Consider the following 16,429-nt stretch of genomic DNA (forward strand, 5'->3'; position numbering starts at 1 on the left):
ATCTGAATCTCCGTCTCGGATTTAAGAACATACTGCTGCACTCCAGGATGCTGATATGATTAATTGTTGCATCAGGTTGTGTGTCAGAATTACAGAAAAACGCTCATGACGCAAGGTCATCTATATGGATGAAATGGTCTGCGTTCATGCTATTTCGTAGCAAATGATCATACCAATCAGGAAATTATTAGCTTATACGAGGTTTGCACATGCGAGGGTGAACATGAGCTTCCCGCCGGAGCATTACGAGCCGATCTACGACAGGGGCGCCAGGATCTACAGATTTCGCTGAGGGCCTCTTCTGATACATCGATGCCCTCTCCATGCTCCTCTGAAATCCCGCATCTTCGGGTATCTGGCTGGGGGGATACGTGGCGCATTTCAAGAGCAAAACATCGAAACTTTGATATGTTTTAAAAATAGGCAACAATCGAGCAGGATGGAGGAAGTGCTTTACATCAGCGTTCCTGTCAGCGTTGCAGCGACATGGATAGCGACGTGGAAGTGGATCCGCAAGGCTCCAGAGGTCGGTCTTCTGGGATGGGACATGCACAAGCCCGGGCGGCCGAAGGTGCCGGAGATGGGCGGCGTGCCTCTTGTGTTTGGCTTTGTGCTCGGGGTTCTTGTCTACATCGGAATCGAGACGTTTTACCTGAACTCATACAGATACACGCCGATACTGGCGGCACTGTGCACGGTTTTGATGGCGTGCATCATAGGGATCATGGACGACATCCTGGGATGGAAGGCGGGCTTGAGGCAGTGGCAGAAACCGATGTTCATGCTTTTCGCAGCGATGCCGATGATGGTTATCAATGCAGGCCATACAACGATGAGCCTTCCCCTGATCGGGCGGGTCGACTGGGGGATACTGTATCCTCTCGTGATCATCCCGATAGGGGTTGTGGGAGCCTCGAACGCCTTCAACATGGTCGCTGGATACAACGGCCTTGAGGCCGGGATGGGTGTGATTATATTCGCGGCTCTTGGCTATGCTGGTCTTGTCATGGGGAAGACGAGCGCAGCTGCCCTGTCCATCATAATGCTCGGCTCGCTGCTCGCCTTCCTGTACTTCAACCGGTATCCTGCCAGGGTATTCCCAGGGGACACGATGACCTACTCCGTGGGAGCTCTGGCTGCTTGCGTGGCGATACTGGGGGATATTGAGAAGATAGCTGTGACACTGTTCATACCGTATGCGATCGATTTCTTCATGCAGGCCAGAGGGAGATTTGGAAAGGAGGCGTTCGCAAATCTGGGAGATGATGGCAGCCTATCTCAGAGCGGTATCTACCACCTCACCCATCTGGCGATCGCTCTGCTCAGGCGCCTGAAGGGGAGGGTCTACGAGAGGGATGTTGTGCTGTTCATGTGGGGCGTGGAGGCTGTGGTGGCGATGCTGAGCATTTATGCGTACCTCTGATGGTGGTCTGAATGGATGAGAGAATGGATGACGAGATAGATCTGCGTGACATAATCCGTGTGCTGTGGGAGAACAGGTTCCTGGTAGTGGGCATTTTCCTGATCGCGGTGGTGGCTGCAGGCGCGGTGAGCATCATGATGCCATCGGTCTACAGGGCATCGTGCCTCGTCGCTCTCGGGAACTTCGGGGATCCGGTATACACGATTCAGTCTGGGGCATCTGAGATCCTGACGAGTGATGCGTTTGTTCTCGACCTTCTCTCCCGGCTCAACCTCAGCCTCTCTCCTGGCGAGCTCGCCGAATTTAAGGATAGGATGAGGATTGAGCCTGTTAAGGGTTCAGACCGCCTACTCAGCATCTCCATGGAGACCACGGATCCAGAAGAGGGGAAGCGGATCCTGCGGGAGATGGTCAGCTTATTCGAAGACAGGAGCAACCAGAGCTACACTGAGCAGAGGGGTCTCCTGCTGGAGCAGCTCTCAGCCACCAACCAGCTTCTGGATTCTGTGGAGGAAAGCATCAACCAGACTCACCAGGCGATGAAGGAGATTGAGGGCGCCACGGGCGTATCTTCGCTGGAGAAGAGCATGTTGCTCTCATACAAGCTGGATTACCTGCAGAATGCAGAGTCTCAGCGTCTGGGCCTTATGGATCGTTACATGAATCTACATAAGCAGCTCATCCTCATGAAGTCCCTGGAGATAGTCGAGGCGCCTGCGGTGCCACTCCAGCCGGTGAAGCCCAGGAGAATGCTGATCGTCGGGGTCGCAGGCATGCTCGGGCTGATGCTCGGCGTATTCGCAGCATTCCTGAGGGTGGCTCTCAGAAGAGAGGAGCAGCGCACAGGAGAGTAACAGAGGGTGTCGCATGCCTCCTCGATCCTCGGCGCCAGCAGATAGCTGACATGGGAGCAGCGCACATGAGAATTACAGAAGGTGTCGCATGTGGTGGGTGCGCTTCTGCAGGGAGATCGATGAGCTCTACGAGTTCGCCTTCCGGACCGCTCAGGCGTACGAGGACTTCAAGCACATATACCGTGAGTACCTGGAGGAGGCCGCGCGTGCTGGACCGTGAGCGGGTACTCGCGAAGATCGATGAGCTTGAGGGATATCCGGGCGAGATGCGAGAGATCGCGCCTGCAAGCTTCGAGGATTGTATGAGGATCGGGAAAAGGAGAGCATGTGAGCGTCTTCTCCAGATCTCGATCGAGACTATTCTATATAGCTCATTCTGGTTGCATGCCTCAGGCTGGGACTGGCAGCAGATGAGGACCTGTTTGAAAAGCTCGCAAGTTCTGGGGTTCTCTCCAGAGAGGTGGTGGAGAGAGCGAAGCGGATGAAGGGATTCCGCAACATACTGGTTCGCAGATACAGGTACGTGGATGATCGTCTATGAGATGGTGACTGGGCATCTCGACGACTTTGACACCTTCAGAAAGGAGGTGCTGAATGTGCTCGCTGACGAGCGGTGTGGCTGAGCAGAAGCCGTAAGGCTCAGCCTGAGCTGTGGCTTTGCAGAACCTCCTGAGGCAGGGAGAAAACCGTTCAGAGATTGGAGGGAGCCTACCCCAGCAGGACTGATATTTTTGTCCGGGATATTTTCTTAGAGTGCGGGAGAGTTCGCTGGCTGTTCACAGGTTGAAGGTGCCAGCATAACTTTCCGGCATTCTTGCTCTAAGCCCAGGGAATCGTCCTGCTCTTCGGGCGTCTTCCGGAACACATTAATAGGATCTATGAAGTGATAATCACGATGAAGGTAAGGGCGCTGATACGGGGCCAGAGGGTTCACGGAGTGGGTTACCGCAACCATCTTTTTTCCGAGGCCGACAGCCTGTGCATGGATGGTTTCTCCGCGCGGAATCTCAGGGAGAATGGTCTCCAGCTTGTGGAGGTCCTCTTCGAGGGAGATGATAGGCAGGTCTCGTCCTTCATGGCATTCATCAGATCCAGCTGGCCGAAGGCTGCTGAAGTCTCAGAGATATCCTTCGAGGAGTACGATGGTCGTGTCGAGAAGCTCACCAGATTCGCCATAAGGTTTCAGGCCATCCAGCTGTCCAAGGGCGTCGAGTCAATCCTGAGAATAGAAGCAAAACAGGATCAGATGCTCGAGAAGCAGGATCGAATGCTTGAAAAGCAGGATCAAATGCTTGGGAAACAGGATCTCATGCTCGAGAAGCAGGACGAGACTGTGGAGGAGTTCAGGGGAGTGAGGTCTGATCTCAAGGAGCACATGGAGAAGAGGTTCGCCAGGATCGAGGGAGAGATCGCTGAGATCAAGAGGGTGATAAGGGAGCTCGGGGGCAGCTGCGTCTGAGCGCGATGCTTGTACCATCTGTCTGAATCGGCACACCAGATAGGATGGTGGAAAGGGATGCTTACAGCGATCTGGTCTTCTGGGAAGATTTGGATCCGGACGCAGAGGAGGGAGACCTTCAGGCCCTGAAGGAGATGATCGAGCGCTGTTCCTCTGTGCTTCGAAGAGGAGCTGGACTTTGTGGAGTTTTTTCTGGAAAAGAATGCAAAGGGGGCCAGAGCGGAAGCCCGGGATCGACTGGGGCGGGGCGCTCAGGGATCTTCGTGATCGTTATACTTCGTTGAAGCTTCAGCACGAGACTGCACGATAAAGGAGCTTACGGACTGAGCGCGCTTCATGGAGCTTGCTCAGACGCCTCAGGTCAGCTATTTGTATGAAGAGCTAGAATATGTGTGATAGATATGCGTCGTGTTGAGATCATCGCTAAGGGGGACGTCCAGAGGGTCGGCTACCGGGATGCTGTCCAGAACATCGCCAGAAGGCTCGGCGTTTCCGGCATCGTCCAGAACGTGGAACCATATGATGTGAGGATCGTCGCCGAGGGGGAGGAGGATGCCCTGAAGGAGTTCCTGAGGGCTATAAACATCCAGGAGAGGCCGATCAGGGTTGAGGAGCTTGAAGTGAGATGGGCGGATGCGACAGGTGAGTTCCAGTACTTCAGGATCCTGAGAGGCGACTGGCAGGAGGAGCTCGGCGAGAGGTTCGATGTCGCGATAAGGTATCTCCAGAGAAGCATCGAGCTGGGCGAGCAGAACCTTGCTGTGGGCAGGGAGAACCTGTCCATTGGAAGGATGATGCTCGAGAAACAGGATCAGATGCTCGAGAAACAGGATCAGATGCTCGAGAAACAAGATGCGATGCTGGAGAAGCAGGACGAGACGATCGAGGAGCTTCGAGGGGTGAGATCCGATCTCCGTGAGCACATGGACAAACGGTTCGCCCGCATTGAGAATGAGATTGCGGAGATCAAGAGGGCGATAAGGGAGCTCGGGGGCAGCTGCATCTGACCTGCCCAGTGCGATCAGTTATTTGTATGAACAGCGACAAGATGCGTGACTGATATGCTCCGGGTTGAGATCATCGCTAAGGGGGATGTCCAGAGGGTAGGATACCGGGATGCTGTCCAGAACATCGCCAGGAAGCTAAGACTTTCAGGCACCGTCGAGAACGTGGAGCCGTACGATGTGAGGATCGTCGCCGAGGGAGAGGAGGATGCCCTGAAGGAGTTCCTGAGGGCTATAAACATCCAGGAGAGGCCGATCAGGGTTGAGGAGCTTCAGGTGAGATGGGCTGATGCGACAGGTGAGTTCCAGTACTTCAGGATCCTGAGAGGCGACTGGCAGGAAGAGCTCGGCGAGAGGTTCGATGTCGCGATAAGGTATCTCCACAGAAGCATCGAGCTGGGCGAGCAGAACCTTGCTGTGAGCAAGGAGACTCTGGCAGTGAGCAAGGAGAACCTCTCCATAGGAAGGATGATGCTCGAGAAGCAGGATCAGATGCTCGAGAAGCAGGACCGTATGCTAGAGAAGCAAGACGCAATGTTAGAGAAACAGGATCAGATGCTCGAGAAGCAGGATCAGATGCTCGAGAAACAAGATGCGATGCTGGAGAAGCAGGACGAGACTATCGAGGAGCTTCGAGGGATGAGATCCGATCTCCGTGAGCACATGGACAAACGGTTCGCCCGCATTGAGAATGAGATTGCGGAGATCAAGAGGGCGATAAGGGAGCTCGGGGGCAGCTGCATCTGACCTGTCCAGTGCGATCAGTTATTTGTATGAACAGCGACAAGATGCGTGACTGATATGCGCCGGGTTGAGATCATCGCTAAGGGGGATGTCCAGAGGGTCGGATACCGGGATGCTGTCCAGAACATCGCCAGGAAGCTAAGACTCTCAGGCACCGTCGAGAACGTGGAGCCGTACGATGTGAGGATCGTCGCCGAGGGGGAGGAAGCCGCACTGAAGGAGTTCGTGAATGCCGTGAACATCCAGGAGAGGCCGATCAGGGTTGAGGAGCTTCAGGTGAGATGGGCAGATGCCACAGGCGAGTTCCAGTACTTCAGGATCCTGAGAGGCGACTGGCAGGAGGAGCTCGGCGAGAGGTTCGATGTCGCGATAAGGTATCTCCAGAGAAGCATCGAGCTGGGCGAGCAGAACCTTGCTGTGGGCAGGGAGAACCTGTCCATTGGAAGGATGATGCTCGAGAAACAGGATCAGATGCTCGAGAAACAGGATCAGATGCTCGAGAAACAGGATCAGATGCTCGAGAAACAGGATCAGATGCTCGAGAAACAAGATGCGATGCTGGAGAAGCAGGACGAGACGATCGAGGAGCTTCGAGGGGTGAGATCCGATCTCCGTGAGCACATGGACAAACGGTTCGCCCGCATTGAGAATGAGATTGCGGAGATCAAGAGGGCGATAAGGGAGCTCGGGGGCAGCTGCATCTGACCTGTCCAGTGCGATCAGTTATTTGTATGAACAGCGACAAGATGCGTGACTGATATGCGCCGGGTTGAGATCATCGCTAAGGGGGATGTCCAGAGGGTAGGATACCGGGATGCTGTCCAGAACATCGCCAGGAAGCTGAGACTCTCAGGCACCGTCGAGAACGTGGAGCCGTACGATGTGAGGATCGTCGCCGAGGGGGAGGAGGATGCCCTGAAGGAGTTCGTGAATGCCGTGAACATCCAGGAGAGGCCGATCATGGTTGAGGAGCTTGAAGTGAGATGGGGTGATGCGACAGGTGAGTTCCAGTACTTCAGGATCCTGAGAGGCGACTGGCAGGAAGAGCTCGGCGAGAGGTTCGATGTCGCGATAAGGTATCTCCACAGAAGCATCGAGCTGGGCGAGCAGAACCTTGCTGTGAGCAAGGAGACTCTGGCAGTGAGCAAGGAGAACCTCTCCATAGGAAGGATGATGCTCGAGAAGCAGGATCAGATGCTGGAGAAGCAGGACCGCATGCTCGAGAAACAAGATGCGATGCTGGAGAAGCAGGACGAGACGATCGAGGAGCTTCGAGGGGTGAGATCAGATCTCCGTGAGCACATGGACAAACGGTTCTCCCGTATTGAGAATGAGATCGCGGAGATCAAGAGGGCAATAAGGGAGCTCGGGGGAAGCTGTATCTGACGTTATATCGGATGTGATGAAGATCTCAGCAGATACTCCGAGGATGTGGGCAGGAATCCCTGGATGCTGTGACTCTGAATTGTGTATGGCCGGACCAGAGCGCCGGCGGCCTGCGGCCCGGGATCGTGGTCTCTCAGGTCAGGTCTTCCCGGAGGATGGATTTCATGCGTATTGCCATAATCGGTGCCGGGTACGTTGGGCTCACGACAGGAGCTGCGCTCGCGTATCTGGGGCACCATGTGACATGTGTGGAGAACGACGGCAGGAAGCTTGCTTCCCTCAAAGGTGGCAGGTGCCCGATCCGGGAGCCTGGGGTGGAGGAGATCATGAGGGATGCGGGGGAGAGGCTGCTCTTCACCAGCGACATCAGTGAGGCTGTGGGCGCGGATGCGATCATGATTGCAGTGGGCACGCCATCACGCGAGGACGGGAGCGCTGATCTGCGATACGTCGAGGGCGCGGCGCGCGAGGTCGCGGAGGCGATGAGGAGTGGGCGGAGGTACACAGTGGTCATGAAGTCGACGGTGCCTGTGGGCACAAACCGGCGCGTGAGGGATATGATCAGAGAGATCTTGAGCGAGCGGGACAGCACGGCTGAGTTCCAGGTCGTCTCCAACCCGGAGTTCCTGAGCGAGGGGCAGGCGCTGCGGGATTTCCTCTATCCAGACAGGATAGTCGTGGGCGCGGATGGCCCGGAGGGTTTGGAGGTGATGCGCAGGATGTACCTGCCGGTTCTGGAGCAGTCGTTCGAGCCGCCTGTCTGGCTCCCGAGGCCGGCGAATTACACCAGACCATCACTGGTTGCTACAGATCCGGCCAGCGCCGAGATGATAAAGTACGCGGCGAATGCGTTTCTAGCTTTAAAGGTCTCATTCATCAACGAGATGGCCGGTCTCTGCGAGCGGGTCGGAGCTGATGTGAGGGAGGTGGCTCGAGGAATCGGGCTCGACCCAAGGATAGGTCCGAGGTTCCTGCAGGCAGGAGCTGGCTGGGGCGGGAGCTGCTTTCCCAAGGATACTGCTGCTCTGATCGCTCTCGGAAGAGATAATGGATACGAGATGCCGATAGTCTCGGCGACGCGTCTCGTGAACCAGCGGCAGCGCGTGCATATTGTTGATAAACTCGAGGATGCCCTGGATGGTTTTGCCGGAAAGACAGTGGGGGTGCTGGGGATCGCGTTCAAGCCAGGCACTGACGACATCAGGGATGCGCCGTCTCTCGATATCATGCGGCTTCTGAGGGAGAGGGGCGCGCGCGTGAGGGCACATGATCCTGCGGCGATGATGAATGCGCGCGCTGCGCTGGATGGGCTGAGGCGGTTTGTGGAGTGGATGCAGTCTTACAATGAGGGCACGACATGCGCATCCTGATCTTCGGCGCTGAGGGCCAGCTCGGCACAGAGCTGTGCAGGGTTCTGGGGCATCATGATTTAGCTCCTTTCTCTCACATAGAGGCGGACGTTGCAGATCTGGGTGCTGTTTTAAGGCAGACGGAGCGCATCAGGCCTGACGTCATCATAAACTCTGCTGCATACACAGATGTCGATGGATGCGAGTCTGCCCGGGATAAAGCGGTTCTTGTGAACGCAATTGGCGCCAGAAATGCTGCAATCGCAGCCCGCAGGGCTGGGGCGAAGTTTGTGCACATCAGCACGGATTACGTCTTCGACGGGAAAAAGGATGGGCCTTACGTTGAGTACGACCCGCCGAATCCGCTAAACGTCTACGGCTGGTCGAAGCTTCTTGGAGAGAGAATGGTTTTAGAGCAGAATCCAGACAGCTTCATACTCAGAGTGGCCTGGCTTTATGGTCCTGCAGGCAGAAACTTCGTGAAGACCATGCTCTCGCTCGCGCGAGCAAGAGACGAGCTCAGGGTTGTAAATGACCAGCGGGGCACACCGACGTTCGCGGGCGATGTCGCGAATCAGATCGATTTGCTCATCGAAACTGAAAGCTATGGTTTATACCACTGCACATCCCAGGGAGAATGCACCTGGTATGAGTTCGCAGTTGAGATATTCCGGCTTCTCGGCATGGATCTCAGGGTGGTGCCTGTGAGCACCTCTGAGTTCCCGCGGCCTGCAAGACGTCCTGCGAACTCCGTTCTGGATAACCTTCTTTTGCGAGTTCAGGGCATGGATATCATGCCGCACTGGAGGGATTCTTTGAGGGACCACATAAGTGAGGTGGCTGGGCGGGTATGAAGGCGCTTGTTCTCTCAGGAGGGAAGGGCACGCGGCTGCGGCCGCTAACGTACACGATGACGAAGCAGCTCGTGCCGGTGGCAAACAGGCCGATACTCCATTACGCGATGGATCAGATCAGGAGCGCGGGCATAGAGGACGTCGGGGTGATCATAGCCCCCGAGACGGGTGAGCAGGTGAAGGAGTCACTGGCTTCAAACCCCTGGAACTTCAACCTCGAGTTCATACCGCAGGACGCGCCCAGAGGGCTTGCGCACGCGGTGAAGGTCGCCCAGGACTTTCTGGAGGACGACCCGTTCCTCATGTACCTGGGCGACAACCTGATCGGGGAGAGCATCGTCCCGTTCGTCAGGGATTTTGAGAGTGGCGGATCAGATGCGATGATACTCCTGAAGGAGGTCGAGGATCCCAGGATGTTCGGGGTCGCGGAGGTCGATGCGTCAGGGAACGTGCGGCGGCTCGTGGAGAAGCCGAAGGATCCGCCATCGAACCTTGCTCTTGTCGGCGTTTACCTCTTCTCCCCGGCAATTCATGATGCAGTATCTGAGATCAAACCGTCCTGGAGGGGTGAGCTCGAGATCACGGATGCGATCCAGCGGCTCCTCGACAAGGGATTGAGGGTGAAAAGCTACATACTCAGGAGATGGTGGCTCGACACGGGCAAGAAGGACGACCTGCTTGAGGCGAACCGCGTTGTCCTGGACGAGCTCGTGGACGAGGACATCCAGGGGGAGATCGACGGCAGGAGCAGGGTCGTGGGCAGGGTCTCTCTCGCGAGGGGCGCGCGTGTTATCGAGAGCACGGTCCGGGGGCCCGCGGTCATAGGCGAGGGCGCTGTGATAAGGGGATCGTTCATAGGCCCATACACAAGCATCGGTCGGGGATGTGTTGTGGAGAGCTCAGCGATCGAGCACTCCGTGGTCCTGGATGGTGTGGTGATCAGAAACATAGACAGGCTCGAGGACAGCGTGATCGGGAGGAACACTGTTGTCTCCAGGGAGAGGATGAACAGCCAGGCTCTGAGGCTGATGATAGGAGACGACGCAGAGGTGAGGTTCTGATGCCGTTCAGCTTCAAGAGACTTGATATTTATGATGTGATCCTGATCGAGCCCAGGGTATTCAGGGACGAGCGCGGGTTCTTCATGGAGAGCTACAAGCACTCGGAGTTCGCTGCGTTCGGAATAAAAGAGAGGTTCGTCCAGGACAACCACTCTCGCTCGAGAAGGGGTGTTCTGAGGGGGCTTCACTACCAGAACCCGCCGAGGGCTCAGGGTAAGCTCGTTCGCGCTGTGAGTGGCGAGATATTCGATGTCGCTGTGGATATCAGGAGGGGCTCGCCGACGTACGGGAGATGGGTTGGCGTTAATCTCTCCGAGGAGAACATGAGGATGCTCTACATACCCCCTGGATTCGCCCATGGTTTCATGACGCTCAGCGATGTGGCCGATGTCATGTACAAGACCACGGACGAGTACTCGCCGGAGCATGAGGCCGGGATCATATGGAACGATCCCGGGATCGGGATTGAGTGGCCGGCGTCCAGACCGGTGCTCTCGCCCAGAGATGCGAAATGGCCTGGCCTGCGGGACGCTGTGAACGGTTTTGTTTATGAGGGGAGATGATGAGGCTTCTGGTCACTGGCGGCTGCGGGTTCATAGGGAGCAACTTCATACATTACGCGCTCAGGGAGCATGACGACTGGGAGGTCGTGAATCTCGACAGGCTGACGTACGCCGGGAACCCTGCGAACCTTAGTGATATCGAGGGGGATGAGAGGTACAGGTTTGTGAGGGGGGATATCGCGGACAGGGATCTTGTGGATGGTCTCTTCAGGGATGGGCTGGACGCGGTGGTGAACTTCGCGGCTGAGACCCATGTTGACAGGAGCATCCTCGACCCATCGCCGTTCATAGATACGAACGTGAGGGGCACGCAGGTGCTGCTCGAGGCTGCGAGGAATCACGATGTGGGGAGGTTCGTTCACATATCCACAGACGAGGTCTACGGGTCCGTGACTGAGGGAAGGTTCACAGAGGACTCGCCTCTGAGGCCTAACAGCCCGTATGCGGCGAGCAAGGCAGCTGCAGATCTCCTCTGCAGGGCGTACCACATCTCCTACGGCGTGCCTGTGATGGTCACGCGGAGCTCGAACAACTACGGGCCGTACCAGTTCCCTGAGAAGCTCATACCGCTGATGATAAGAAACGCTCTGGCTGGAATGGATCTTCCTGTCTATGGAGAGGGCGCGCAGGTCCGGGACTGGCTCTATGTGGAGGACAACTGCAGGGCGATCGGGGTGGTGCTAATGAAGGGCAGGCCCGGGGAGATCTACAACATCGGAGGTGGATCTGAGAGGAGGAACATCGAGGTTGTGGAGATGATCTGCAGGGTGCTTGGAGAAAGATTGAATAGAGATCCTGAGGATTTTAAGAGACTGATAAAGCACATCCGCGATCCCAGGGGCGCGGCCCATGATTTCAGGTACGCGCTCGAGTGCTCTAAGATGAGAGGGCTCGGCTGGATGCCGCAGGTCACGTTCGAGGATGGGCTGGCCCGGACTGTGGACTGGTATCTTGCGAACCAGGACTGGGTCGAGGGCGTGATAACAGGGGAGTACCTGGAGTACTGCCGGAGGGTGTATGGGGACGGCTGAGCTGGACTCTGAGGGAGTCTGGAGGGTGAGAGAGCATGGCTGGAAATGAGACGTATCACTTCGATGATATCCTCGATGCTGTGGAGAGGCTGCCGCCCGATGATCAGGAGTCTCTGATCGAGATCATTCGCATGCGTCTCATCCAGCGCAGGTGTGGATTGGCGGATGAGGTTGCTGAGGCCAGAGAGGATTACCGGCAGGGCAGGGTCCGCCGGGGCAGTGTGTCAGATCTGATGGAGGAGCTGGCGGATTGAGAGCGATCGTCTGGAGCAGGGCGTTAGTGGGGGCCTTCAAGAGAGCTATTTGCGTAGTCCTGAGCTACGGGACAGAATTGAAGCGAACATTGAAGCAGCTTGCTGAAGATATCCACATTAGAAGAGGTGTTTGGTATTGGAAAAGTAATGGTGGAGATAGCTGCTCTTGTGTAAGTGGTCTCGTGTAAGTGGATGCCTACGGTGCCCTGCGATCTGATATTTAGTAAATAGCATAGTAAAATAGGAATTATTTCCTTGCACCGGAATGACAACCCATGCAGACTGAGGACAAAGCTAGGATCGATCAAGGTTTCGCCACGCAGCTCCCCCGTAACCTCGCTGCAAACATCGTTTACTTCCTAGCCAATATCGTTATAGGCATCCTCCTAGTGCCTTATTTCATCAAGACCCTTGGTGTTGGAGCTTATGGACTCATTCCGCTTGCAACCTCGATCACCGGATACGTGGCGATCATCGTCCAATCGCTCAATACTGCAGTCTCCCGGTTCCTCACTATCAACCTGCAGCAAGAAGACTATGTAGCTGCGAATAAAACCTTCAACACAGCTCTATTTGGGCTCACTGTGGTCATACTTCTGATGATCCCGGTTATCCTAATTATCGCTTACTTTGCCCCATTGCTCTTCCACGTGCCGGCCGGTCAGGAGACTGGCGCGGTTCTCCTGCTTCTCGGAGTATTGGCCGCCTTTCTCATACGCTCCTGGAGTGGGAGCTTCACGGTTCAGCTCTTTGCATACAACCGGCTCGACCTTCAGAACTTGGTCAACATCACGAACCTTGTTGTGCAGACAGGATTGATCATAATACTCTTCAAACTTCTCGGTCCAGACCTTGGCCTTGTCGGTGGGGCCTACTTGGTTGGGGCTCTCGTGGCGTCAGGAGTTTCAATCATCTTAGCCCGCCAGGTTTGCCCACACCTCCGGGTCTCAATCCGCTACTTTGACCGCAGGGCGATCAGAGATTTGTGCGAGATGGGATGGTGGGTGGTCGTCAATAATATTGGCGCCTTGCTTTTCCTCCAGATTGACCTTATCGTAGTGAACCTTCTCTTCGGTGCAACATCCGCCGGGGAATATGCAATTGCTCTCCAGTGGTCCAGCTTCCTGCGGGCGATGGCCGGCATGCTTTCAGGCGTCCTAGCGCCGTCTATCATATCCTGCTATGCTCGGAGGCAGACCGAGACTCTAATACGGGCTACGAAAAGCGCCGTCAAGCTGATGGGACTCGCCATGGCTCTACCAATCGGCCTTGTCTGCGGTTTTGCTCCCGAACTTCTCACCATATGGGTGGGAGATGAGTTTGCTTTTCTCTGGCCGCTTATCGTCCTCTTGACAGTGCACCTCACAATCAACCTCGCAGTGCTACCAATCTTCCTGATCAATATTTCCCACAATCGGGTGCGGGTCCCTGGAATCGTGACATTATTCATGGGAATAGGGAACTTCGGTCTCGCAGTCTCTCTCCCGCTACTGACTGGGATGGGCTATTATGGGGTCGCGGCAGCAGGGGCGATCGTCCTTACCCTGAAGAACGCCTTCTTCATTCCCTGGTATGCAACAAGAGTGCTTAGAGTCGCATCACACACCTTCAGCCGATCGATGATTCCCGGGATCACAGCGACCGTCCTCATCGCGATCTCGGCGGCTTTACTGGGCGAGGTTATCACCTTTCCTGTTACCTTAGCCATTGCCAGTGCTGCCATTACCTCGATTTACTTTGTGGCGATCTGGATATTCGCTCTTGATGGGTCAGAACGCCAGCTCTTTAAGTCGTATCTAACGCTAGCACGCAGGAGGATTGTTGCATGAAATTATCTGTCGTATCAAGCACCGTTAAAACTGATCTCTGCATCGGCTGCGGTCTCTGTGCTGCTCTCTGCCCGCAGAATATTCTTGTAATGCAATGGAACCGCTACGGTATGTACAATCCGGTGGAAGTCTCTCCTTGCCTTAAGGAGTGCGGCCTATGTATGAAGGTCTGTCCCTTCGCCGATTCTGAGGAGAATGAGGATACAATTGGAAAGAAGCTCTACGGAGCAGTCCCTGCGATCCAGCATCGCCCTGAGACCGGATATTACCTCGCCACCTACGTCGGTTACTCAAAGAAGCACCGGCCGATCAGCGCATCTGGTGGGGTGGCAACCTGGCTCCTGGAAACGCTGCTCAGTGAAGGGGTCGCCGATTATGTCATCTGCGTTGTCCCAACTGGCGATCCGGATAGGCTCTTTGCTTTCCGGGTCTTTGACGCTCCAGGAGAGGTGCATGCTGGGGCGGGTTCGGCTTACTATCCGGTGGAGATGTCTAGGGCCGTTAGGCAGATCCTCACAATACCTGGGCGGTACGCTATTACAGGCCTTCCCTGTTTCATTAAGGCGATCCGGCTTGCCCAGCGACAGAACAAGAAACTTCAGGAGAGGATCGTTGTCACCATAGGCCTAGTATGTGGGCAGCTGAAGAGCAGGCATTTCACCGATTATGTCGCAGCCATCGCCGGGGTTCAGGGAAGTGTGATGAGAGTGCGCTACCGCGGAAAGAGCCCTGACCAGCCGGCGAGCAATTACCACTATACATTCACAATCTCAGATGGTGGGGAGCGAAAAATCTTCTGGAGCGATGGAATTTCAGAAGCTTGGATAAACAGGTGGTTCACGCCGAAGGCATGCAATTACTGCGACGATATCTTTGCCGAGTGTGCAGACGTCACATGCATGGATGCCTGGTTACCGGAGTATTCGCAGGACAGTCGGGGAACGAGTCTTGTGTTGGTTCGGTCGCCGGTGGTACGAGAGGTGCTCGAGCGAGGAACGGGAGTCGCTCTTAAACCGATCTCGGTTGAGCGGGTGGTAGAAAGCCAACGAGGAATTGTTGCGATCAAGCGGCATCACCTAGCTTACCGACTGCATCTAGATCCAGAAGGGGTACCGAAAAAACGAGTTGCACCGACAAGACCGATTAATCCCTTCCTGTGGCAGGAGATTGTCCTGAAGGAGCGGATGCGGTCTTTGAGTATGGATCTATGGAGCGCCGAGAAGCGGGACGTAGAAAGCCTCCGGGAAACGATGGCTCCTCATCTGAAACGTCTGGCAATGGTAAGGTTAATATCAAATGTTATTACATTACCTGTAAGAACGCTAAGGCGCATTCAGAGGAAGGTTGGGTGGCATTAACTAATGGGTGGTAATAGATTACGATTTATTCTGGCCGGGAATGGCCCCTACGAGAACCGCGGGTGCGAGGCGATTGTGCGAGGGACTGTGAAGATCCTGCGTGAGCACTTTAAAGACCCACAATTCATCTGTCTTAGCCATTTTCAGAACGATGAGCAGTTTAGAAAGCAATGCTTGGAAGAGAGCGATCCTTCTATTACCCACTTACGTTCATACATATTGAGTAAGAAAAAAGCCATCAAGAATTTTTGGAAACCAGGAACTTGGTCATACGTCTACCGGCACTTTTTCAATCGGCCGGCACTCAAATACCATATCTACCGTGATATGCTCTCACATCTTGATGATGCTGCTGCAGTTCTCTCTGTCGGCGGGGATAACTACTCTCTCGACTACGGTGTTCCTCAGTTCTTCACAGACCTTGATGACATCGTCCTTGAAAAGAAAAAACCTCTATTTCTCTGGGGTGCCTCGGTTGGACCTTTCAGTGCAATACCTGAGTACGAGCGATATATGAGACACCATCTAAAGGAGGTTACTGGAATCTTTGCCAGGGAGTCGCTCACGATTAATTACCTCAAAAGTATTGGCGTAACCGAGAATGTCTACTCCGTCGCGGACCCAGCGTTCCTAATGGAGCCAGTTAAACCACAGGGAATCGATGCCAAGCTTCCTATTAACGGAGAGGCAATCGGCATAAACCTCAGTCCGTTGATGGCGAAGTATGTGACCAACGGCGATCTTGAAGTGTGGAGCAGTATGGCAGCATCGATCATTGAGAGCGTAGCGCAAAAGACGGGGCTATTAATATACTTGATCCCACATGTGACCCAGCCCAACCAATTTTCGAACGACTACGCATTTATGCAGCGTGTTCTCTCTCAGATCAAAGACAAATACAACATAATCATAGTCCCCCCAGTATATAATGCCGCAGAAACAAAATGGATTATTAGCCGGATGACTCTTTTCGCGGGGGCACGGATGCACTCAACGATTGCTGCAATATCATCAGGGGTACCAACCCTAAGCTTCGCCTACAGCATCAAGGCCCGAGGAATCAACAGAGACATCTTTGGCCACACCAACTACTGCATGGACCCTGAATATCTAGATTCGAAGGCAGTTGCCGGCCGAGTGACATCCATGCTGGACGAGGTCGCTACGATTAGGAAAGAATTGGCGTGGAGGATTCCGGAGGTTCAGAGGGCAGCGCAGAATGCTGGTATGTTACTGAGACATCTCATTGGAGATAACTGA

General features: G+C 54.9%; 19 protein-coding genes. All 19 read left to right on the forward strand.

Going from position 1 to position 16,429, the window contains the following annotated elements; all coding sequences use genetic code 11:
• Positions 1-163: 163 nt before the first annotated feature.
• Complete coding sequence (locus MTHE_RS09215) at positions 164-292, forward strand: hypothetical protein (RefSeq protein ID WP_268741185.1); 129 nt, start codon at positions 164-166, stop codon at positions 290-292.
• A 147-nt stretch (positions 293-439) separates the two neighbouring features.
• Positions 440-1,423 carry an MraY family glycosyltransferase gene (locus tag MTHE_RS04920; RefSeq protein ID WP_175265813.1) on the forward strand — a complete coding sequence of 328 codons (984 nt, stop codon included), beginning with the start codon at positions 440-442 and terminating at the stop codon, positions 1,421-1,423.
• Positions 1,424-1,434: 11 nt separating this feature from the next.
• A complete protein-coding gene (locus tag MTHE_RS04925; RefSeq protein ID WP_011696128.1) occupies positions 1,435-2,277 on the forward strand; it encodes a Wzz/FepE/Etk N-terminal domain-containing protein in 843 nt (280 codons plus the stop codon).
• Between the two features lie 88 nt (positions 2,278-2,365).
• On the forward strand, positions 2,366-2,497 hold the full coding sequence (locus tag MTHE_RS09220; RefSeq protein ID WP_268741186.1) for a hypothetical protein: 132 nt from the start codon (positions 2,366-2,368) through the stop codon (positions 2,495-2,497).
• A gap of 198 nt (positions 2,498-2,695) precedes the next feature.
• Positions 2,696-2,818 (forward strand): HepT-like ribonuclease domain-containing protein, encoded by a 123-nt coding sequence (locus tag MTHE_RS09320; RefSeq protein WP_394296055.1) that lies wholly within the window; start codon positions 2,696-2,698, stop codon positions 2,816-2,818.
• Between the two features lie 354 nt (positions 2,819-3,172).
• Positions 3,173-3,736: an acylphosphatase gene (locus tag MTHE_RS04935; RefSeq protein WP_175265814.1), complete on the forward strand. Its 564-nt coding sequence runs from the start codon at positions 3,173-3,175 to the stop codon at positions 3,734-3,736.
• A 401-nt stretch (positions 3,737-4,137) separates the two neighbouring features.
• Positions 4,138-4,743: an acylphosphatase gene (locus tag MTHE_RS04940; protein ID WP_011696131.1), complete on the forward strand. Its 606-nt coding sequence runs from the start codon at positions 4,138-4,140 to the stop codon at positions 4,741-4,743.
• A gap of 54 nt (positions 4,744-4,797) precedes the next feature.
• Positions 4,798-5,487 carry an acylphosphatase gene (locus tag MTHE_RS04945; protein WP_011696132.1) on the forward strand — a complete coding sequence of 230 codons (690 nt, stop codon included), beginning with the start codon at positions 4,798-4,800 and terminating at the stop codon, positions 5,485-5,487.
• 54 nt (positions 5,488-5,541) lie between these two features.
• The gene (locus MTHE_RS04950) at positions 5,542-6,189 is read left to right on the forward strand and encodes an acylphosphatase (protein WP_011696133.1); all 648 of its coding nucleotides are present in this window, start codon (positions 5,542-5,544) and stop codon (positions 6,187-6,189) included.
• A gap of 54 nt (positions 6,190-6,243) precedes the next feature.
• The gene (locus MTHE_RS04955; protein WP_011696134.1) at positions 6,244-6,870 is read left to right on the forward strand and encodes an acylphosphatase; all 627 of its coding nucleotides are present in this window, start codon (positions 6,244-6,246) and stop codon (positions 6,868-6,870) included.
• A gap of 68 nt (positions 6,871-6,938) precedes the next feature.
• Positions 6,939-8,240 carry a UDP-glucose dehydrogenase family protein gene (locus MTHE_RS04960; protein ID WP_217417044.1) on the forward strand — a complete coding sequence of 434 codons (1,302 nt, stop codon included), beginning with the start codon at positions 6,939-6,941 and terminating at the stop codon, positions 8,238-8,240.
• Complete coding sequence (gene rfbD / locus MTHE_RS04965) at positions 8,228-9,073, forward strand: dTDP-4-dehydrorhamnose reductase (protein ID WP_011696136.1); 846 nt, start codon at positions 8,228-8,230, stop codon at positions 9,071-9,073. Before MTHE_RS04960 ends, rfbD begins: the two co-directional genes overlap by 13 nt.
• Positions 9,070-10,134, forward strand: coding sequence for a glucose-1-phosphate thymidylyltransferase (locus MTHE_RS04970; RefSeq protein ID WP_011696137.1), 1,065 nt, complete (start codon positions 9,070-9,072; stop codon positions 10,132-10,134). Before rfbD ends, MTHE_RS04970 begins: the two co-directional genes overlap by 4 nt.
• Positions 10,134-10,697: a dTDP-4-dehydrorhamnose 3,5-epimerase gene (gene rfbC, locus MTHE_RS04975; RefSeq protein WP_011696138.1), complete on the forward strand. Its 564-nt coding sequence runs from the start codon at positions 10,134-10,136 to the stop codon at positions 10,695-10,697. Before MTHE_RS04970 ends, rfbC begins: the two co-directional genes overlap by 1 nt.
• A complete protein-coding gene (gene rfbB, locus MTHE_RS04980; RefSeq protein ID WP_175266039.1) occupies positions 10,697-11,728 on the forward strand; it encodes a dTDP-glucose 4,6-dehydratase in 1,032 nt (343 codons plus the stop codon). The genes rfbC and rfbB overlap by 1 nt, the downstream gene beginning before the upstream one ends.
• Positions 11,729-11,763: 35 nt before the next feature.
• Complete coding sequence (locus tag MTHE_RS04985) at positions 11,764-11,982, forward strand: hypothetical protein (RefSeq protein ID WP_011696140.1); 219 nt, start codon at positions 11,764-11,766, stop codon at positions 11,980-11,982.
• A gap of 275 nt (positions 11,983-12,257) precedes the next feature.
• A complete protein-coding gene (locus tag MTHE_RS04990) occupies positions 12,258-13,811 on the forward strand; it encodes an oligosaccharide flippase family protein (RefSeq protein ID WP_011696141.1) in 1,554 nt (517 codons plus the stop codon).
• A complete protein-coding gene (locus MTHE_RS04995; RefSeq protein WP_011696142.1) occupies positions 13,808-15,169 on the forward strand; it encodes a Coenzyme F420 hydrogenase/dehydrogenase, beta subunit C-terminal domain in 1,362 nt (453 codons plus the stop codon). Before MTHE_RS04990 ends, MTHE_RS04995 begins: the two co-directional genes overlap by 4 nt.
• 3 nt (positions 15,170-15,172) lie before the next feature.
• On the forward strand, positions 15,173-16,429 hold the full coding sequence (locus MTHE_RS05000) for a polysaccharide pyruvyl transferase family protein (protein WP_011696143.1): 1,257 nt from the start codon (positions 15,173-15,175) through the stop codon (positions 16,427-16,429).

Source organism: Methanothrix thermoacetophila PT, assembly GCF_000014945.1.
In the GTDB taxonomy this organism is placed as follows: domain Archaea; phylum Halobacteriota; class Methanosarcinia; order Methanotrichales; family Methanotrichaceae; genus Methanothrix_B; species Methanothrix_B thermoacetophila.